This is a genomic window from Variovorax sp. 05T418 (assembly GCF_056396385.1).
In genome coordinates this window covers 38,059-57,545 of the sequence record NZ_JBFTLJ010000008.1, presented here as the reverse complement: position 1 = coordinate 57,545, position 19,487 = coordinate 38,059, and the positions used below count along the sequence as shown (strand labels likewise).

The following is a 19,487-nucleotide window of genomic DNA, read 5'->3' as shown; positions in this document are numbered from 1 at the left end:
TCTTTTGCTGCTGGTGCTGCTGCTTCGGCTTCATTGTCGGTCCACATCGCCATCCGGGCGCGCGAGGCCGGCCAGGGTTGCGATGCGCGCCGGCGACAGTGGCGGCCGCGGCGCGGGCGGGGTCCAGCCGAACAGGAACTGCGCCGCATCGCCGCACACGCGGCCCTGGCAGGCGCCCATGCCGCAACGGCGATGGAGCTTGGCATCGGTCCAGCCGCTGCAGCCCGCGAGCGCTGAAAAGGGCACGTCTTCGCAGCGGCACACGAGGGTGTCGGGCTGCGGCATCTGCCTGATGACGGGGCCGAGCGCGAAGCTGCGGTGCAGCTGCGCGGCAAAGGCATTCCAGCGGGCGCGCTCGGCTTCATGCGGCCTCGCTGCGCGCTCGTTGCCGACGGCTGCATGGCCGGCGATGGTGCCCTGGGCCAACGCGCGCTCGCTGCCGCCGAAGCCGGTGCATTCGCCGGCCGCGTAGATGCCGGGCAGGCTGGTGGCTTGCAGCGCATCGACGGCCAGCGCCTGTGCGCCGGCCTCCGCGGGTGTCAGGTCGCAGCCCAGCATCCGGCCGAGCTGTATGTTGGGCACGAGGCCGAAGCCGCAGGCGATGCGGTCGCAGGCGATCTCCACCTCGCGCTCGCCCAGCAGGAGCCGAACCGATTCGACCTGCGTGCCGCCGTGGGCCGAGACGATGCGCGACGAAGTGCGGTACTGAGGATCGGCCAGCGTCACCGCCTGCATCGCCTTGCCCGGCCAGCGCAGCAGGCTGGCGGCAAAGCCCGCAACCGCCGCGAACGAGGCCTGCTCGGCGATGCGCACGACCTTGGCGCCCGCCGCGCGCGCCGTTGATGCAGCGGCCAGCAGCAAGGGTCCGCTGCCGGCGACCACGATGCGCTCGCCCTCGACCGGCAGCCCCGCCTTGATGAGCGCCTGCAACCCACCCGCGCCCGTGACGCCGGGCAGCGTCCAGCCCGGGAAGGGCAGCAGCAGCTCTCGCGCGCCGGTGCAGAGGATCAGCTTGCTCCAACGCATGCGCCAGCCGCGTTCGGCGTCTTCGAGCAGCAGTTCGTTGCGCGCAGGCGCCGCGACGACGCGCGTGCCGCTGCACACGCGGATGTTGGCGTGGCGCTCGAGCGCATCGCGCCACCTGCGTGCGGCCACGGGCAGCGACGCGCCGGGCCCGTCGCGCCAGATCTGGCCGCCGGGCGCGGGGTTGTCGTCGACCACGGCGATCGAAGCGCCGCTCGGCGCTGCCGCCACGGCCGCGGCCATGCCGGCCGGGCCTGCGCCGACGATCAGCAGGTCGCAGTGCGCCAGCACCATGGCCGTCATGCCAAGGTCTCCACGCGCATGCCTTCGGCGCAGACCGCCTGGCAGGCGAGCCTTTGCCGGCCATCGATCCGCACGCGGCATTCCTGGCACACGCCCATGCCGCAGAAGGGCGCGCGCGGCTGGCCCGTGACGGAGCTGCGCGCCACGCCCATGGCGCCGGCCACCCGCAAGGCGGCGGCGACCGAACTGCCCGCCTTCACGCGGACGGGTTGGCCGTCGATGTGCAGCAAGGTCTCGCCGCTCATGCGCGCTTCTCCAGCAAGCCGCGCGGCGCATACGGCGCCGCATCGAATTCAGGCGCGGCGCCGGTCATCAGCGCCGCGAGCAGGTGCGCGCTGCCCGGCGCGGTGGTCACGCCCAGGCCTTCGTGGCCGACCGCGAGCCAGAGCTTCTCGCGCCAGGGGTGCTTGCCCAGCAGCGGCAGCCCGTCGGGCGTGGCGGCGCGCAGGCCGGTCCACGAGCGGACCGCATTGAGATCCGCGAGCCCCGGCAGGTAGCCGAGCGCGCGCTGCAGCATGCGCGCGAGCATCGGCGCTTCGACCGCCGGATCGGTGGTGTCGAACTGGCGCGAGGAGCCGATCAGCAGCTGACCCGTGGGCCGCGGCTGCACGTTGAAGGCGACCGAATCGCCATCGCTGTGGTGCGCGCTCGTCACATAGCCGAGTTCGACGAGCTGGTGGCGCACCGTGCCCGGGTAGCGGTCGGTGATCAGCAGGTGGCCCTTCTTGGGGCGGATCGGAAGTTCGGGGCACAGCGCCGTGGCTTCGATGCCGTTGGCCAGCACGATCTGCGGCGCGCTGCGGCGGCTGCCGTCCGCGAGCCGCAGCGTGCCGTCAGCTTCGATCGCATCGACCTTCGCGTGCTCGACGCGGATCGAAGCGCCGCCCTCTGCGAGCAGCCAGCGCGCCGCGTTCGGCGCATAGAGGATGCCGTCGCCGGGCACTTCGAGCGCGCCGGCGAGGCCCTTGCGCAGCGCGGGCTCGGCGCGCGCGAGCGTGGGCGCATCGAGCAGGCGGCTGTCGACGCCGTGTGCATGCAGTCGCTCGCGCTTGCGCTCGGCCTCGGCCATTTCTTCTTCGTTCGCCGCGATCCAGAGCGTGCCGCAGGCGCGGTACGCGCAGTCTTCGCCCATGCGGAGCGCCAGGGCGCGCCACTGCGCGATCGAATGGCGGCTCAACGCAAGCTCGGCCGGGTTGTCGTCCATCACCACCAGGTGCCCCATGCCCGCGCCGGTGGCACCGCCGATGCGCGCATCGAGCACCAGCACGCGGCGGCCGGCCCGCGCGAGCGCATGCGCGCAGGCGGCGCCGACGATGCCGGCGCCGATGACGATGGCATCCGCATCCATGCCGTGCGGCGTCAGAGCCGAATGCCCCAGCCGAAGGGGTCGCTGTCGTCGATCAGCAGCGTGGCTTCGGCGCTGACGTGGGCGCGGCCGCGCAGCGTCGGAACGACCTTGCCGCCGTCTTCCAGCGTGTAGCTGGCCTCGAAGCGGCTGCCGATCACGCTGGCCTGCGTCCACACCTCGCCCGGCGCGAGCTTGCCGTCGGCCGCGAGGCAGGCGATCTTGGCGCTGGTGCCGGTGCCGCAGGGCGAGCGATCGTAGGCGTTACCGGGGCACAGCACGAAGTTGCGGCTGTCGGCGCCCTCGCTGTCGTCGGCAAAGAGTTCGATGTGGTCGATCTCCGCGCCCTCGGCGCCCGTGATGCCCTGTGCCGCCAGCGCGCGGCGCAAGGCGGCGGTGTAGCCGGTCAGCGCGGCGAGGTTGTCGCTCGCCACGCGCTGTCCGTGCTCGCTCACGAGGAAGAACCAGTTGCCGCCCCAGGCGACATCTCCGCGCACGGTCTCGCGCACGGTGCCATGACCGGCCAGCTCGACCGCCACCTGGTGCAGGTGCCGATACGCCGGCACGTTGCGCACGCTGACCGAACCATCGGCATGCAGCGTGGCGGTGACGGTGCCCACGGGCGTTTCGATGCGGTGCTCGCCGGTGCCGATGCGCCCCATGTGCGCGAGGCTCGCGACCAGGCCGATGGTGCCGTGGCCGCACATGCCGAGATAGCCGGTGTTGTTGAAGAAGACCACGCCGGCCGCGGCATCCTTCGACACGGGTTCGCACAAGAGCGCGCCCACCACCACGTCGCTGCCGCGCGGCTCGAGCACCGTGGCCGCGCGCCATTGGTCGTGCCGCTCGGCCAGCAGCGCGCGGCGCGCGGCCATGGTGCCGCCGCCGAGATCGGGAAAGCCGCCGACGACCAGCCGCGTGGGCTCGCCGCCCGTGTGCGAATCGATGACCTGGATACGATGCATGTCGTCCTTCAGCTTCAGTAGCTCGCGAGCGGAACGGGCGCGGCGTTCTTGAAGGTGAACACCGTGATCGGCGCCTGTTTCATGTTGCCCTTGTCGTCGTAGCTGTAGGTCGCGGCCACGCCCTTGTAGGTGGTCTTGTAGAGCTCGGCGCCCACCTTGTCGGGGTCGGTGGAGTTGGCCTTCTGCATCGACTCGCCGATGAACATCAGCTGGTCGTAGTACGAGGCGGCATACGCATCCGCATCGGCGTTGAAGCGCTTCTTGAACTTGGCCTTGAAGGCCGGGCCGCTCTGCGCCTTTTCAAGGATGGAGCCGCCCTGCGCGCAGAACACCAGGTCGTTGACCGCGTCGCCGCCGAGCTTGCCGGTGGCCGGGCTGCAGACGGTGTCGCCGCCGAGCAGCTTGCCGGGCACGGCCAGCTGCTTCATCTGGCGCGCCATGGGTGCGGCCTGCGGCGCGTAGCCGCCGAAGAAGATGGCTTCGGGCGCCTTGGCCTTCATGTTGGTGAGGATCGCGGTGAAGTCCACGGCCTTGTCGGTGGTGAACTCCTGGCCCACGATGGTGAGGCCCTGCTTCTTCGCTTCCTTGCTGAACTCTTCCGCCAGGCCCTGGCCGAAGGCGGTGCGGTCGTCGATCACGCCCACCTTGCTGACCTTGAGCACCTTGGCCGCATACACCGCCATGCTGGAGCCGATCTGGTTGTCGCTTGCGATGATGCGAAAGAGGTTCTTGTAGCCGCCCTGCGTGACCTTCGGGTTGGTGCCCACGGTGGAGACCATGGTGCCGCCGTCGGCATAGATGCGCGACGCCGGAATGGCCACGCCCGAGCAGTACGGCCCCATCACGTACTTGACGCCGTCGTCCACCAGTTTCTGCGCCACGCTGACGCCGGTCTTGGCGTCGCACTGATCGTCTTCGGACACGAGCTCGAACTTCAGCGTCTTGCCGCCGACGGTAATCTTCTTCGCGTTGAGTTCCTCGATGGCCAGGCGCACGCCGTTTTCGTTGTCCTTGCCCGCGAAGGCATTGGGGCCCGAGAGCGGCCCGCTGTGACCGATCTTGACGACCTGCTCCTGCTGCGCATGCGCGTGGCCTGCAACGGCGATGGCCGCCACGAGGCCGAGAAACGGAATCATGTGTGCTTTGGACTTCATGCTTGTTCCCAGGTAAGGACGATGAAAAAAAGTGAGAGCGCGCGTTATGACACGACCGACTGGTATTGCACAGGCCGCGTGGCCAGCGCCTTCTTCACGATGGCCTCGATGGCGGCGCGCTCCTGGCCGATGAGCGGCAGCCGCGGGCGGCGCATGTGCTCGCTGCCCACGCCCACCAGCACGTCGATCAGCTTGAGGTTCTGCACCAGCTTGGTCGACACGTCCAGGTGCAGCATCGGCGTCATCCACTGGTAGAGCTTCAGCGCCTCGGCGAAGCGGCCGGCCTTCATCAGGTCGTACAGCGCCACCGTCTCGCGCGGGAACGCGCAGCCCACGCCGGCCAAGAGGCCGTCGCAGCCCAGCGCCAGGCCTTCGTAGGCCAGGTCGTCCACGCCCAGGAACAGCTGGTAGCGGTCGCCCACCGTGTTGCGCAGGTCGGTGATGCGGCGGATGTCGTCCGAGCTTTCCTTGATGGCCGCGATCCATTCGCAGTCCGCCAGTTCCAGCATGTGCTCGGGCTTCAGGTCGACCCGGTAGGCCACCGGGTTGTTGTAGACCATGATGGGTTTTTGCGCCGCGTTGGCGATGGTGCGCACATTGAGCATGGCTTCGCGCGCATCGGCCACGTAGATCACCGAGGGCATCACCATGAAGCCGGCGACGCCGAGCTTGTTGGCCCCGTCCACGTAGCGCAGCGCCTCGCGCGTGCTGGTTTCCGACACATTGGCCAGCACCGGGATGCGGCCGTCGGCGGCTTCGAGCGCGATCTTGGCGACCTGCAGCTTCTCTTCGAGCGTGAGCGTGCTGGCTTCGCCCAGCGAGCCGCAGGTGACGAGGCCGTGGATGCCATTGCGGATCTGGAAGTCGATGTGCCGCGCGGTGCCTTCGGCATCGATGCTTTCGTCGGCCTGGAACTTGGTGGTGATGGCGGGAAAGATGCCTTGCCAGCGGGGTTGGGTCACGTGAGCGCTCCTGGATGTGCGGTGGGGAAGGGTCCTACTTTAAATATATTAGTGATATATCGTCAAGATATGCGTAGGGTGGGCGCTCTTCCGGGTTGGGTTCTTCTGTGATATCGGGGCGAAGGCGGATTCGTTATTCAGGGTGCGATCACGCCGACGGGGTACCTTGCTCCGCGAATGTCCCCCGGCCTTCGGCCTCCTCCTTGATTTCGCTGCGCAAGGCACCCCATCAGCGTGCTCGTGTTCAGAGCACTGGTTGATCAGCCGCGAACCGACAGCGTGCCTCGTGCACAGGGCATCGGGTGCTCCCCGCAGCGAAATCAAGGAGGAGGCCGCAGGCCGGGGGACATTCGCGGAGGGGAGTACCCGGTGGCCTGTGCACGCGCCCCGGACAAGAACGACAGCGCCAAGAACAAGATCAGTCGATCTTCGCCCCCGAAGCCTTGACCACCGCCCCCATTGCATCCCAGTCCGCGCGCAGCAGCTTCTGGAACTCTTCGGCGCTCTGCATGCGCGGCTCCACGCCCAGGCGCTTGAAGCGCTCCTGGATCGCCGGATCGGACAGCACCTTGTTGGTTGCCGCGTTGAGGCGCTCGACCTCGGCCTTGGGCGTGCCGGCCGGGGCGAGCAGGCCGATCCATGAATCGAAGGCGTAGCCCGGCAGGCCGCTCTCGGCCACCGTCGGCAAGGTTGGCAGGAACGGGCTGCGCGCCTGGCCCGTGGACGCGAGCAGCTTCATGCGCGGATCGGCCTGGAAGCCCATCACGCCGATGCTCGACGAGATCACCGCCTGCACGCGGCCCGCGAGCACCTCGTTGACCGCCTCGCCGGTCGACTTGGTCGGGATGTGCGTCATCTGCAGCCCGGCCTTGGCAAGGAACGACGCCATCGCCAGGTGCGTGGCGCTGCCGTTGCCGGCCGAGGCGTAGTTGTACTTGCCCGGATTGGCCTTGACCTCCTTGATGAAGTCCGCCGTGCTCGACACGTTGAGCCCGCTCGATACGGCCAGCGCGTAGCCCGCGTTGCCGATGTTGGCCACGCCCACGAAATCCTTCAGCGGGTCGTAGGACAGCTTGCTGTACAGGAAGCCCGCGATGTTGTGGCTCGCAGCCGCGAGCAGCAGCGTGTTGCCGTCCGCAGGCGCCTTGGCCACCGCGGCCGCGCCCACCGTGCCGCCCGCGCCCGCGCGGTTCTCGACGATGGCGCTGGCATTGAGCGCCGCACCCAGCTCGGCGTTGAAGGCGCGCGCCACCGTGTCCTGCACCGCGCCGGTGCCGAAGGGCACGACGATGTGGATCACGCGTTGTTGTTGCGCATGCGCGGGCACGAGCGCGCCGAGCGTTGCGGCGGCCACGAGGGCGGCGAGCGAACGCCGGGTGAACACGGAGGAGGTCATCGAGGTGGCCGCTTTCATCATCATCATCGTTGGCAGTGAAAGATCTCAGCCGCCAGAGGGCAGCCAGCGCTGCACCAGCTTCACGAAGTAGCTGGCACCGATCGGAATGATCTCGTCGTTGAAGTCGAACGAGGTGTTGTGGATGATGCAAGGGCCGGGCCCGTGGCCGTCGAGCCGGTGGTCGCCGTCGCCATTGCCGAGGAAGGCATAGCAGCCGGGCCGCGCGAGCAGCATGTGGGCGAAGTCTTCGGCGCCCATCACGGCGGGAAAGTTGTCGGTGACCATGTCGTCGCCCACCACCTCGCGCATCACGCTTGCGGCAAAGCGCGCTTCGGCCGGGTGGTTGACCACCGGCGGCGAGGAGCGGTTGAAGAAAACCTCGGCCGTGCAGCCGTGCGCCGCGGCCACGCCGGCGGCCACTTCGCGCAGGCGCGCCTCGATCTTGTCGATGGCCTCGATGGAGAAGGTGCGGATGGTGCCGCCGACCGTGGCCACGTCGGGAATCACGTTGGGCGCATCCGAGCCCTGCAGCTGCGTGACCGCGAGCAGGGCGCGCTCGGTGCTGGGAATGGTGCGCGGCACGATGGTCTGCAGCTGCTGTGCGAGCGTGACCACCGCGGCCACCGGGTCGATGCCGGTATGCGGCATCGAGGCGTGCGTGCCGCGCCCATGCATGGTGATCTTGTAGGTGTTGCTCGAAGCCATCAGCGCGCCCTCGTTGAGCGCGAAGCGGCCCACGTCGCCGACCGGGAAGTTGTGCAGCGCAAAGACCGCGTCGCACGGAAAGCGCTCGAACAGGCCGTCCTGGATCATCTTCTTCGCGCCGGCCTTGCCCATCTCCTCGGCGGGCTGGAAGATGAAATGCACGGTGCCGTCGAAGTCATCGGGCCCCTGCTGCGACAGGTGCCAGGCGGCGGCCAGCAGCATGGTGGTGTGGCCGTCGTGGCCGCAGGCGTGCATGCGGCCCGCATGCGTGGACTTGTGGGCGAACTCGTTGGCCTCGTGCAGCGGCAGCGCGTCCATGTCGGCGCGCAGGCCGATGGTGCGCGCACTGGTGCCCTTGCGCAGCACGCCGACCAGGCCGGTGCCGGCAATGCCGCGGTGCACCTCGATGCCCCATTCGGCGAGCAGGCCCGCCACCTTTTCGGAGGTGCGGTGCTCCTCGAAGCCGAGCTCGGGATGGGCATGGATGTCGCGCCGGATATCGACGAAGCGGGAGGCGTGGGCGGCAAAGGAATCGACGATGTTCATGGTGGCAGGCAAGGGTCGTGGGGGCGAACGATTCTGGCGCAAGGCGGCGCGCGGCGCCATGCGTGGCAGCAAAAGGGCAACCGGTCAGAGGCCGGCCAGCACCTGGCCGAGCGTCTCGGCCAGCAGGTCGGCATGGGCTTCGGAAAACACCAGCGGCGGGCGGATCTTGAGCGTGTTGGCGTGCTCGCCGGTGGCGCTCAGCAGCACCTGCCGCTCGCGCAGGCCATTGACGATGCGCGCGGTTTCCGCGGTGGCGGGCGTGCGGGTGCGGCGGTCGGTGACGAGCTCCACGCCCACGAACAGGCCCGCGCCGCGCACGTCGCCGATCAGCGCATGGCGCTCGGCGAGCTTCGCGATCTGCGCACGCAGGTAGCTGCCGACGCGCTGCGCGTTGGCCATCAGGCCTTCGCGCTCGACCACGTCGAGCACCGCCATGCCCGCGGCCATCGACACCGGGTTACCGCCGAAGGTGTTGAAGTAGCGGCACTCGCGGCCGAAGGCGGCCAGCACCTCGGGCCGCACCGCGAGGCCGGCCAGCGGATGGCCGGCGCCCAGCGGCTTGCCCATGGTGACGATGTCGGGCACCACGCCGTGCCGCTGGAAGCCCCAGAACGCGTCGCCGGTGCGGCCGAGGCCGGGCTGCACCTCGTCGGCAATGAAGAGGCCGCCGGCCTCGCGCACCGCGTCCACCGCCTCGGCCATGAAGCCGGGCGGGTCGGTGAAGATGCCGTCGCTCGAGAACACGGTGTCGACCATCAGCGCGGCCGGGCGCATGCCGCGCGCCTTCAGGTCCGCGATGGCCTCGCGCACGCCATCCGCGAACGCGCGACCCAGTTCGCCGGGCGCAGTGCGGTAGCTGTCAGGCGCGGGCACGGTGCGCACCGCATCGCCGAGCTGCACGAACTTGCCGAGCGAGGGCGAGGCCTCGGCGATCGACGCGGTGACGCCGTGGTACGCAAAGCGCGTGACGATCAGTCCCTCGGCCCTGGTGTGCGAGCGTGCGATGCGCATCGCCAAGTCGTTGGCCTCGCTGCCGGTGCAGGTGAACATCGCGTGTGCGAGCTCGGCTGGCAGGGTGGCGAGCAGCCGCTCGGCGTAGTCGAGCACGCCTTCGTGCAGGTAGCGCGTGTGGGTGTTGAGCACGCCGGCCTGGCGCGCGATGGCCTCGACCACGTGCGGGTGGCAATGGCCGACCGAGGCGACGTTGTTGTAGGCGTCGAGATGGGGCCGGCCCTCGGCGTCGTACAGCCACACGCCTTCGCCACGCACCGGGTGCAGCGGCGTCTCGTAGAACAGGCGGTAGGCCGGGCCGAGCACGCGCGCGCGGCGCTCGACCAGGGCCTGGGTCGAAGGGGCGAGGGAAGTCATGGGCGGTCTCTCAGAGGTTCAGCGCGCGGCGAAAGGCTGCTGTCGCCGCGGCGCTGCCGACGCGCTCGCAAGCCTGCAGCCGCGCCCACGACAGCGGGTTGTTGCGCAGCAGGTAGGGCGCGTTCTCGGGATAGCGCGCGGCGCGCCAGCCGCTGATGGCCACCACCATCACGAGCCGCGCCGTGATCAGGTCGAACAGCACGCCGGCCTCGGCCGGCGACAGCGGCCGCACGGCGTGGTACGCGGCCACCAGCGGCACGATGGCCGCGAGCGGATCGTCGCCGGTGCCGGCCTGGTAGGCGGCGGCCACGGCCAGGTCGTTGATGCACGGCGCGCGCACCATGTCGCCGAAGTCGAGGATCGCGGCAATGCGGTCGGTGTCGGCCGGGTCGACCAGCAGGTTGTAGATGTTGAAGTCGTTGTGGATCGGCTGCGCGGGCAGCGTGCGCAACACCGGCTTGGCATCGCGCTCGAAGCGGTCGAGCGCGGCGCTGGCCAGCGCGCGGCGCTCCGGCTCGGCGATGTGGGCGAGCAAGCCGCGCACGCTGTCGGCGCGCTGCAGGTCCCAGGGCAGCGGCAGTTCGCCCGCCGGATGGTCGAAGCCCGCGAGCGCCACGTCGAGCCGCGCCAGCATGCGCGCGAGGTTCTGCTGCTGCAGCGGCGTGCGCGGCGCCTCGGGCAGCGGCAGGCCGGGCAGGTAGCTGAAGAGGCGCACCACGCGCGGCAGGCCGTCGCCCGGATCGCAGACGAAAGAGGCGGCGCCGCCCTGCGTCGGCACGATGCGCTGCACCGGAAGACCCGGGTCGACGACCGCGAGATGCAGCAGGGCCTGGGTCTGGAAGTCGGCGACCAGTGCGGTCTCGGCCGGGTGCGAGATCTTCAGCATGAAGCGGGCGCCGTCGGCGGCGCGCTCGAGCCGGTAGTTGCGGTCGCGCTCGCCGGTCAGCGGCTTCATCTCGCCCTCGATGCCGTAATGCTCGCGTGCGAGTTCGCGCACCCAGGCGCCGTCGAGCGCGGGCGAGGCTTCGCTGAGCACCTGCGTGTCGGCGAACTCTGCAATCGTCATGCCGCGCTCTCGAAACCGCGCAGCGCGCTCGCGATGTTGGGCCCCAGGTCGTCGGACAGATAGCCGCCCTCCTGCACCAGCACCGTGGGCAGCCCCAGGCGCGCGATCTCGGCCAGCAGCACGGCGAAGCCGGCGGTCTGGATCTTCATGCCCTTGTAGGGATCGCGCTCGTGCGCGTCGAGCCCCAGCGCCACCACCAGCGCGCCGGGCGCATAGGCGCGGATGCTGTCGCAGGCATCGCGCAGCGCGGGCAGGTAGCCGTCGATGTCGGTGCCCAGCGCGAGCGGCTTGTTGATGTTGTAGCCCAGGCCTTCGCCTTCGCCGCGCTCGTGCGCGTGGCCGATGAAGAAGGGCGTGAAGTTGCGCGGATCGCCGTGCAGCGAGATGGTCAGCACGTCGGCGCGGCGGTAGAAGATGCCCTGCGTGCCGTTGCCGTGGTGCACGTCGATGTCGAGGATGGCCACGCGGTCGTGCACGCCGCGCAGATACTGCGCGGCAATGGCCACGTTGTTGAGGTAGCAGAAGCCGTTGGCGCGATCGGCATACGCGTGGTGGCCGGGCGGGCGGCACAGCGCATAGGCCACGCGCTCGCCACCCCGAACGAGCTGCGCGGCATGCGTCGCCATGTTGGCCGAGGCGACGGCGGCCTCCCAGGTGCGCGCGCCGATGGAGCAGGCGTTGTCGCCCATGTGGAAGCCGGCCTGGCCGACCACGCTGTCGGGGTAGGTGCAGGGCTGGCCCGGGAAGGGATGGATGTTGGGCATCACCTCTTCGGACGGATCGTCCAGCAGCTGCCAGCGCGCGTAGGCGGTCTCGAGAAAGCGCAGGTACTCGGGCGTGTGGATGGCGGCGCGCGGGCCGGCGCCGAAGTCGCGCGGGGCAACGATCTCGTGGCCCTCGCGCTGCACCGCCTCGAGCAGGCGGAAGGCGCGCTCGGGCTGCTCGTTGCTGCGCTTGAGCTTGCCGCGCACCATGAACAGCTGCGGATCGTGGTCCTTGTGGGTGTCGCTGTAGACGACTTTCATCGGTGTGTTTCTCCGGTCTCAGGCATTGGCGGGATGAGGCGCGGCGCCGTGCTGCTTCACGAACAGCGCGCGCACGTGCTGCCAGGCGTCTTCCAGGTGCACGCGCATCGCGGCCTTGGCGGCCTCGGGGTCGCGGCGCACCAGGGCGTCGACGATGGGGCGGTGGGTCTCGGCCATGGCGGTGGGGTCGTGGTAGACCGCGTCGATCAGCGCGATGATCATCTGCATCTCGGTCTGCGTGTTCATGAAGATGCGGTGCAGGTGCGCGTTGCCCGAGAGCTCGCAGATCAGCGTGTGCAGCGCCAGGTCGTTGGCGATGCGGTGGTGCTGCGGCTGCGTGTTGGCCTCGCGCACCATGGCCTCGACCAGCGCCTGCACGCGCGCGATGCCCGCGTCGTCGGCCTTGCGGCAGGCCAGCTCGATCGAAGTGAGCTCCAGGCTCAGGCGCACTTCGAACAGGTCGTCGATCTCCTGCACGCTGATGGTCCGCACCGCGAAGCCGTGGCGCGGCTTGGCGACCAGCACGCCCTGGCGCTCGAGCCGCCGCGCCGCCTCGCGCACCGGCGCGCGGCTCACGCCCATGCGGCGCGCGATGTCGGCCTCGACGATGCGGCTGCCGGGCGCCAGGCGGCCTTCGACGATGGCGCGCGTCAGCTGGGCCTCGACCAGCCCGACGAGGTCGGTCGACTCGACCGATTCGAACAGGGCCGCGTCGGCAGCAGCAGGAGGAGGAGAAATTGTGGAAATTGCCATGTTGCTTGTCTCGTCATTGGTGTGCGCCAGGGGCGATTCTTCACCGGATGGCATCTGGCGCGGCCGGTGCGGTCTTCAGGCCCCGCCCCGCGCGCGCCAGGTAGATGCCCGCCGCCATGATCAGCGCAATGCCGGCCATCGCGATCGCGTCGGGCGGCCGGCGGAACCAGAAGGTGCTGAAGGCCACGGCCAGCAGCAGCTGGAAGTAGTTGAGCGGCGCCAGCGTGGAGGCCTCGACGCGCTCGAAGGCAGCCAGCAGCAGCCACTGCGCCGCCGCGCTGCAGGCGCCGCCCGCGAGCAGCAGCGCCACGTCGCCCCAGGGCGGCGGGTGGGCGGGCAGGAAGAAGGGCGCGGGCAGCAGCGTGACGACGAAGCAGGCCAGCGCGGTCCAGGCGTACTGCACCGGCCCCGCGACCAGGCCCGCGAGCCGCCGCGTGAGCAGCTGGAAGATCGCGTAGCAGACGGCCGCCACCGCCATCAGCACCGTGCCGAGCAGCGGCAGGTCGGCGCCCGGCCGCACGATCAGCAGCATGCCACCGAAGCCGACCGTCACGGCCACCCAGCGGCTGCGCCGCACCTGCTCGCCCAGGAGCCACGGCGACAGCGCCACCATCAGCAGCGGCGCGGTGAAGTAGATAGCCGTGGCCTCGGCCAGCGGCATCCAGATGAGCGCCGTCATGAAGCAGGTGGCCACCGTCGCGAGCATCAGCCCGCGCAGCAGCAGCAAGGGCTTGTGCGGCGTGCGCCACATGCGCAGGTCGCCATGGCGCAGCAGCATCGCCAAGGCAATGCCGCTCACCGCGACATAGCGCATCACGTTGACGAAGGGCGCCGGGTAGAACTGCAGCATGTACTTGCAGAACGCGTCGTAGGAAGCAAAGGCCACCAGCGCGCAGAAGAACAGCGCCACGCCGGCGCGCCTGGAGCCCGCGGGGTGCAGTGCGAGAGCCGTGGCGGCGGTGCTCATCGCGCGGCCTGGAAGCCCCGCGGGAAACTCTCGTCCGTGCAGAAGGCCTTCACGCGAAGCTTTCTTCGAAGATCGCCATCGCGCGGCCGAAGCGCGCGAACATGTCGTCGACCTGTTCGGCCGTGATGATGAGCGGCGGGCAGAAGGCGATGGAGTCGCCCATCGCGCGCACGATGAGGCCCTGCGCCAGCGCGAGTTCGGCGAGGCGTGCGCCGGCCTTCTGCGCGGGATCGAAGGGCGTGCGCCTGGCGGGGTCGGCATACAGCTCGATCGCGCCGATGAGCCCCACGCCGCGCACCTCGCCGACGTACCTGCGCCCGGCGTAACTCTGCAGCCCTTTCTGGAATTGCGGCACCAGCGACTGCACGTGCGCGAGGATGTTCTCGTCTTCGTAGACCTTGAGCGTCTCGAGCGCGATGGCGCAGGCCACCGGATGGCCCGAGTAGGTGAAGCCGTGGCCGAAGGTGCCGATCTTGCCGCTGTTGGCGGCCACGGCCGCATGCACCTTCTCGTTGACCATCACGGCCGAGATCGGCACATAGCCCGACGAGAGCGCCTTGGCCGCGGTCAGGATGTCGGGCTTCAAGCCGAAGGTGGTGGAGCCGAACATCTGGCCGGTGCGGCCGAAGCCGCAGATCACCTCGTCGGCGATCAGCAGCACCTCGTACCTGGCCAGCACCTTCTGGACCTTGTCGAAGTAGGTGGCTGGCGGCACCAGCACGCCGCCCGCGCCCATCACGGGCTCGGCGATGAAGGCGCCGACCGTCTCGGGGCCTTCGTCGAGGATGCGCTGCTCGAGCGCAGCGGCCAGCCGCGTCGCAAAGTCTTGCTCGCTCTCGCCGGCTTCGGCATAGCGGAAATGGTGCGGGCAGTCGACATGCAGGATGCGGTCGATCGGCAGGTCGAAGTCGCGGTGGTTCGGCGCGAGGCCGCTCAGGCTCGCGGCCGCGACGGTGACGCCGTGGTACGCGTTGCGGCGCGCGATGATCTTTTTCTTTTCAGGCTTGCCGATGGCGTTGTGGTAGTACCAGACCAGCTTGACCGCGGAGTCGTTGGCCTCCGAACCCGAGTTGGCGAAGAACACCTTGGACATCGGCACCGGCGCCAGCGCGAGCAGTTTTTCGGCCAGCGCGATGGCGGCCGGGTTGGAGCGGCCGTTGAAGGTGTGGTAGTACGGCAGCCCGTGCAGCGCTTCGCTGCCGGCCTTGGCGAGGCGTGCGTTGCTGAAGCCCAGCGAGGCGCACCACAGGCCCGACATCGCCTCGAGATAGCGGCGGCCCTGGTCGTCCTCCACGAAGATGCCATCGCCGCGCTGGATCACCAGCGGGCCGAGCTGCGGATGCGTCGCAAGGTTGGTGAAGGGATGCAGATGCGCGGCGATGTCGTTGGCGGCGTTCTCTGCGTGCGTGCTGGCGTTCATGAAGGCGGTTCCGTTGTGTAGGGAGTTCGATCAATAGCCGCGCGCCAGGTCGACCTGGTTGGCGGGGCGCCGGCCCTGGCGCAGCGACGCAAGGTTGTCGAGCGTCTGGCGCGCGATCACGAGGCTGTCGGTGCGCGTGGCGATGTGCGGCGTGACGAGGATGCGCGGGTCGCCCCAGAACGGATGGTCCGGCGGCAGCGGCTCCTGCGAGAAGGCATCGAGCGTGGCCGCCGAGAGCTGGCCCGCATCGAGCGCCGGCTGCAGGTCGGCCTCGACCAGGTGGTCGCCGCGGCCGACGTTGATCAGGTGCGCGCCGCGCGGCAGCCTGGCGAACAGCGCGGCATCGAGAAAACCGTGCGTCTCGGCGGTGAGCGGCAGCAGGCACACCAGCGTGTCGCAGCCCGAGAGGAATTCATCGAGCTGCGCGGTGCCGTGGAAGCCCTCGACGCCGGCCGGCAGCGCCTCTTTCTTGCTGCGGCTCCAGCCGCGCACCGGGTAGCCGATGGCGGCCAGCGCCTCGGCGCAGGCCATGCCCAGCGTGCCCAGGCCCGCGATGCCCACGCGGTGGTGGCGCGGCGACACGATCGGCTGCTCCTCCCACCGGCGGGCCGCGGAACTCGCAACGTAGGCGCGCATGCCGCGGTGCTGCTGCACCACGGCCCAAGAGACATAGGCCTTCATGCCGGCTGCCATGCCGGTGTCGACGATGCGGCACAGCGGCAGGTGGCGCGGCAGCTGCGCATCGGCCGTGATGTGCTCGATGCCCGCGGCCAGCGACTGCACGAGCCGCAGCTTCGGCATCCGGGCGAGCAGGCCGTGCGGTGGAAACCAGCAGACGGCTGCGTCGATCTGGTCGAGCGCACCGAGCTCCGCGCCCAGGCGCAGGTCGATGCCCGGATGGGCCTCGCGGAAGGCCACGGCGAGGTACTCCATGTCCAGCACCTCGCTCAGGATCGCCACGCAGGGCATGTCGTCCTTCGGCGCCATCACGCGACCAGCGCCTCGGCCGGCGACGCGGCGGACACCAACCGCGGCACCGCCTCGATCAGCTTGCGCGTGTAGGCGTGCTTCGGGTCGCCGAGCACCTTGTGCGTCTCGCCGTATTCGACGACCTCGCCGCGCTGCATCACCGCGATGTGGTCGCACATCTGGCCGGCCACGCGCAGGTCGTGCGTGATGAAGACCATGGCAAGCTGGAACTGCTCGCGCACCTGCGCGAAGAGCTCGAGCACCTGCGCCTGCACCGACACGTCGAGCGCCGACACCGGCTCGTCGGCCACCAGCAGTTCGGGCTGCATGGCCAGCGCGCGCGCAATGCCGATGCGCTGGCGCTGCCCGCCCGAGAACTCGTGCGGGTAGCGCTCGGCCGCGTCGGCGCCCAGGCCCACGAGCTTCAGCAGCTCCATCGCGCGCGCCATGGCTTCGGCCTTGCCCACGCCCTGCGCGATCGGTCCGCCTGCGATGGCCGCGCCCACGCGGTGGCGCGGGTTGAGCGATGCGTACGGGTCCTGGAACACCATCTGGATCTTGCCCGCGGCCTCGCGCCGGAAGGCCGGCCCCTGCGACAGGCTGCGGCCCTTGAAGAGGATGCGGCCGCTGTCGAACGGCGAGAGCCCCACCAGGCAGCGGCCCACGCTCGACTTGCCCGAGCCCGATTCACCGACCAGCCCCAGCGTTTCGCCGCGGCGCAGTTCGAAGCTGACGTTCTTTGCGGCCTGCACCGAGCGGCCGCGCTTGAAGAGGCCGTTGCCCGAGCTGTAGGTCTTGCACAGGTCCTGCACCTGCAGCACGCGCACCACCTCGCCGCTTGGCGTGTCGCGCTCGGCAGTGCCGGTGGGAATGGCGGCGATGAGCTTGCGCGTGTAGGGGTGCTGCGGCGCATCGAGTACCTGGCGCACCGGCCCGGCCTCGACCACCTGGCCGGTCTGCATCACGACCACGTGGTCGGCAATTTCCGAAACCACGCCGAAGTCGTGCGTGATGAACAACACCGCCGTGCCGCGGCGCTGCTGCAGCTCGCGGATCAGCGCGAGGATCTGTGCCTGCGTGGTCACGTCGAGCGCGGTGGTCGGCTCGTCGGCGATCAGCAGCACGGGCTCGAGCACCAGCGCGCAGGCGATCATCACGCGCTGGCGCTGGCCGCCCGAGAGGCGGAACGGATAGGCGTCGATCAGCAGCTCCGGATCGGGCAGGCCCACGTCGGCCAGCGCGGCCAGGATGCGCCGCCGCTTCTCGGCCGCGGGCACGCTGCCGTGCGCATCGAAGACTTCGCCGATCTGCTCGCCGATACGCATCACCGGGTTGAGCGCCGTCATCGGCTCCTGGAACACCATGCCGATGCGGCGTCCGCGCAGCTCGCGCATCTGCGGCTCGCTGAGCTGCAGCAGGTCGCGGCCCTCGAACAGGATCTGCCCGGCCACGGGCTCCACATGCGGGCGCGGCAGCAGGCCCATCACGGCGTTGGCGATCATCGACTTGCCCGAGCCCGATTCGCCGACCACGCACAGCGTCTGGCCCGGCAGCACCGACAGCGTGGCGCCGTCGACGGCCAGCGCGCGGTCCGCGCCCCTGGGCAGGCGGATGCCGAGGTTGACGACATCGAGCACCGGCTGCACCGGCTTCATGGGCGTGACGGTGGCGCTCATTTGCCCCTCCCGTCGAGCCGCGTGTTGAGCCCGTCGCTCAGGCCTTCGCCCACCAGGTTGAGCGCAAGCACCGTCAGCACGATGGCCAGGCCCGGGAACAGCGCCATCCACCAAGCCTGGCGCAGCACGGTGCGTGCGGCGCCCACCATGTAGCCCCAGCTCATCTGGTTCGGGTCGCCGAGGCCGAGGAAGCTCAGGCTCGACTCCAGCAGGATGGCCGTGGCCGTCATGAGCGAGGCCATCACGATGATGGGCGACATGGCGTTGGGCAATATCTGCGTCAGGATGATGCGCGGCGTCGACTGGCCCGCGAGCAGCGCGGCCTGCACGAAGTCGCGCTGGCGCAGCGTGAGGAATTCGCTGCGCACCAGCCGCGCCACCGGCGGCCACGAGACGATGGCAATCGCCACCACGATCGAATTCACCGAAGGCTGGAAGATCGCCACCAGCACGATCGCGAGCGCGAAGCTCGGCACCGCCTGGAACAGCTCGGTGAAGCGCATCAGCGCCGCGTCGATCCAGCCGCCGAAGTAGCCGGCAATGGCGCCGAGCGTCACGCCGATCAGCAGCGCGACCACGGTCGACACCAGCCCGATCAACAGCGAGATGCGCGCGCCGTAGATCACGCCCGAGAGGATGTCGCGGCCCAGCGTGTCGGTGCCGAGCGCAAAGCCCGGCTCGGTCCACGGCCGCACGAAGGGCTGCTCGACCATGTTCCACGGATCGTTGGTCGCGACCCACGGACCGATGAGGGCGACGACGGCCACCAGCACCAGCACGGCCATGCCGAGCACGGCGCCCTTGTTGCGGCAGAAGCGCCGCCAGAATGGACTTTGCAGCAGGGTCATAGCTCGATCCGGGGATCGACCAGCGTGTAGACGAGGTCGGTGATGAGGTTGAACAGCACGGCCATGGCCGCGGTCACAAGGAAGGCGCCGAGCAGCAGGTTGTAGTCGCGCTGCAGCAGCGCGTCGAACATCAGGCGGCCGATGCCGGGCCAGGCGAACACGGTCTCGGTCAGCACCGCGCCGCCGATCATTCCGCCGGCCTGGATGCCCGCGAGCGTGACCACCGGCAGCAGCGCGTTGCGCAGCACGTGCGCGCGCAGGATGCGGCCGGGCTTCACGCCCTTGGCGCGCGCGGTCTTCACGAAGTCCATCTGCGCCACCTCGAGCATGGCGGCGCGCGTCATGCGCGCATACACCGCCATGTAGAAGAGCGCGAGCGTCAGCGCCGGCAGCACCAGGTGGCCCGCGATGTCCCAGGCCAGCGCGAGGCCGGTGGCGCCGGAGCCCACGGTGCTGAAGCCGAAGCCCGGCAGCCAGTCGAGCTGCACCGTGAACACCAGCACCGCCATCAGCGCGAGCCAGTAGAGCGGCGTGGCATAGAAGATGAGCGCGACCACGGTGATCGAGCTGTCGACCCAGCTGCCGGCGCGCCGCGCGGCCAGCGCCCCGAGCGTGATGCCGAACAGCAGCGACAGCGCAAACGCCGTGCCGGTGAGCAGCAGCGTGGCCGGCAGCCGGTCCATGATGAGCTTCAGCACCGGCTGCTGCTGCCGGTACGAGAAGCCCAGGTCGAGCCGCACCACCTTGCCGACGTAGGTGGCGAGCTGCGTCGTGATCGGCTGGTCGAGCCCGAACTGCGCGCGCAGCTGCGCCACGAACTGCGGATCGGACGCGCCCGCCTCGCCCGCCAGCACCGACACCGGATCGCCCGGCGCCGCGCGCACCAGCATGAAGTTGACCGTGGCGATCAGCAGGATCGCGAGCAGGCCCTGCATCACGCGGCCCAGCATGAACTGCGTACGTTTCATCGGCGGCTCCTGTTGCGTTGCATGTGCT

Annotated in this window: 18 protein-coding genes; all 18 read right to left on the bottom strand. The window is 69.8% G+C overall.

Annotation, left to right across the window (positions count from 1 at the left end; translation table 11 throughout):
* Positions 1–30: 30 nt before the first annotated feature.
* The 18 genes from AC1DMS_RS17385 to AC1DMS_RS17300 all read right to left on the bottom strand — a co-directional run bounded on the left by AC1DMS_RS17385 (position 31) and on the right by AC1DMS_RS17300 (position 19,459).
* The gene (locus AC1DMS_RS17385) at positions 31–1,326 is read right to left on the bottom strand and encodes an FAD-dependent oxidoreductase (protein WP_478181509.1); all 1,296 of its coding nucleotides are present in this window, start codon (positions 1,324–1,326) and stop codon (positions 31–33) included.
* Positions 1,323–1,571, bottom strand: a complete 249-nt coding sequence (locus AC1DMS_RS17380; RefSeq protein ID WP_478181508.1) for a (2Fe-2S)-binding protein — start codon at positions 1,569–1,571, stop codon at positions 1,323–1,325. Before AC1DMS_RS17380 ends, AC1DMS_RS17385 begins: the two co-directional genes overlap by 4 nt.
* Positions 1,568–2,674, bottom strand: a complete 1,107-nt coding sequence (locus tag AC1DMS_RS17375; RefSeq protein ID WP_478181507.1) for an NAD(P)/FAD-dependent oxidoreductase — start codon at positions 2,672–2,674, stop codon at positions 1,568–1,570. The genes AC1DMS_RS17380 and AC1DMS_RS17375 overlap by 4 nt, the downstream gene beginning before the upstream one ends.
* 11 nt (positions 2,675–2,685) lie before the next feature.
* Positions 2,686–3,636 carry a 4-hydroxyproline epimerase gene (locus AC1DMS_RS17370; RefSeq protein WP_478181506.1) on the bottom strand — a complete coding sequence of 317 codons (951 nt, stop codon included), beginning with the start codon at positions 3,634–3,636 and terminating at the stop codon, positions 2,686–2,688.
* A 14-nt stretch (positions 3,637–3,650) separates the two neighbouring features.
* Positions 3,651–4,790, bottom strand: a complete 1,140-nt coding sequence (locus tag AC1DMS_RS17365; protein ID WP_478181505.1) for a branched-chain amino acid ABC transporter substrate-binding protein — start codon at positions 4,788–4,790, stop codon at positions 3,651–3,653.
* A gap of 44 nt (positions 4,791–4,834) precedes the next feature.
* Positions 4,835–5,752, bottom strand: a complete 918-nt coding sequence (locus AC1DMS_RS17360) for a dihydrodipicolinate synthase family protein (protein ID WP_478181504.1) — start codon at positions 5,750–5,752, stop codon at positions 4,835–4,837.
* Positions 5,753–6,170: 418 nt separating this feature from the next.
* Positions 6,171–7,172, bottom strand: coding sequence for a tripartite tricarboxylate transporter substrate-binding protein (locus tag AC1DMS_RS17355; protein ID WP_478181596.1), 1,002 nt, complete (start codon positions 7,170–7,172; stop codon positions 6,171–6,173).
* 21 nt (positions 7,173–7,193) lie between these two features.
* On the bottom strand, positions 7,194–8,399 hold the full coding sequence (locus tag AC1DMS_RS17350; protein WP_478181503.1) for a M20 aminoacylase family protein: 1,206 nt from the start codon (positions 8,397–8,399) through the stop codon (positions 7,194–7,196).
* Positions 8,400–8,483: 84 nt separating this feature from the next.
* A complete protein-coding gene (locus AC1DMS_RS17345; protein ID WP_478181502.1) occupies positions 8,484–9,767 on the bottom strand; it encodes an aspartate aminotransferase family protein in 1,284 nt (427 codons plus the stop codon).
* A gap of 10 nt (positions 9,768–9,777) precedes the next feature.
* Positions 9,778–10,833, bottom strand: coding sequence for a phosphotransferase (locus AC1DMS_RS17340; RefSeq protein ID WP_478181501.1), 1,056 nt, complete (start codon positions 10,831–10,833; stop codon positions 9,778–9,780).
* Positions 10,830–11,858, bottom strand: coding sequence for a histone deacetylase family protein (locus tag AC1DMS_RS17335; RefSeq protein ID WP_418146331.1), 1,029 nt, complete (start codon positions 11,856–11,858; stop codon positions 10,830–10,832). The genes AC1DMS_RS17340 and AC1DMS_RS17335 overlap by 4 nt, the downstream gene beginning before the upstream one ends.
* An 18-nt stretch (positions 11,859–11,876) precedes the next feature.
* Positions 11,877–12,665, bottom strand: a complete 789-nt coding sequence (locus tag AC1DMS_RS17330; RefSeq protein WP_018903468.1) for a GntR family transcriptional regulator — start codon at positions 12,663–12,665, stop codon at positions 11,877–11,879.
* Positions 12,652–13,578 carry a DMT family transporter gene (locus AC1DMS_RS17325; RefSeq protein WP_018903467.1) on the bottom strand — a complete coding sequence of 309 codons (927 nt, stop codon included), beginning with the start codon at positions 13,576–13,578 and terminating at the stop codon, positions 12,652–12,654. The genes AC1DMS_RS17330 and AC1DMS_RS17325 overlap by 14 nt, the downstream gene beginning before the upstream one ends.
* Positions 13,579–13,627: 49 nt before the next feature.
* Positions 13,628–14,998: an aminotransferase gene (locus tag AC1DMS_RS17320; RefSeq protein WP_478181500.1), complete on the bottom strand. Its 1,371-nt coding sequence runs from the start codon at positions 14,996–14,998 to the stop codon at positions 13,628–13,630.
* A gap of 30 nt (positions 14,999–15,028) precedes the next feature.
* Positions 15,029–15,985: a 2-hydroxyacid dehydrogenase gene (locus AC1DMS_RS17315; protein ID WP_478181499.1), complete on the bottom strand. Its 957-nt coding sequence runs from the start codon at positions 15,983–15,985 to the stop codon at positions 15,029–15,031.
* Positions 15,985–17,643 carry an ABC transporter ATP-binding protein gene (locus tag AC1DMS_RS17310; protein ID WP_478181498.1) on the bottom strand — a complete coding sequence of 553 codons (1,659 nt, stop codon included), beginning with the start codon at positions 17,641–17,643 and terminating at the stop codon, positions 15,985–15,987. Before AC1DMS_RS17310 ends, AC1DMS_RS17315 begins: the two co-directional genes overlap by 1 nt.
* Positions 17,640–18,491, bottom strand: a complete 852-nt coding sequence (locus AC1DMS_RS17305; RefSeq protein ID WP_369649353.1) for an ABC transporter permease — start codon at positions 18,489–18,491, stop codon at positions 17,640–17,642. Before AC1DMS_RS17305 ends, AC1DMS_RS17310 begins: the two co-directional genes overlap by 4 nt.
* Complete coding sequence (locus AC1DMS_RS17300; RefSeq protein WP_018903463.1) at positions 18,488–19,459, bottom strand: ABC transporter permease; 972 nt, start codon at positions 19,457–19,459, stop codon at positions 18,488–18,490. The genes AC1DMS_RS17305 and AC1DMS_RS17300 overlap by 4 nt, the downstream gene beginning before the upstream one ends.
* Between the last annotated feature and the right edge of the window lie 28 nt (positions 19,460–19,487).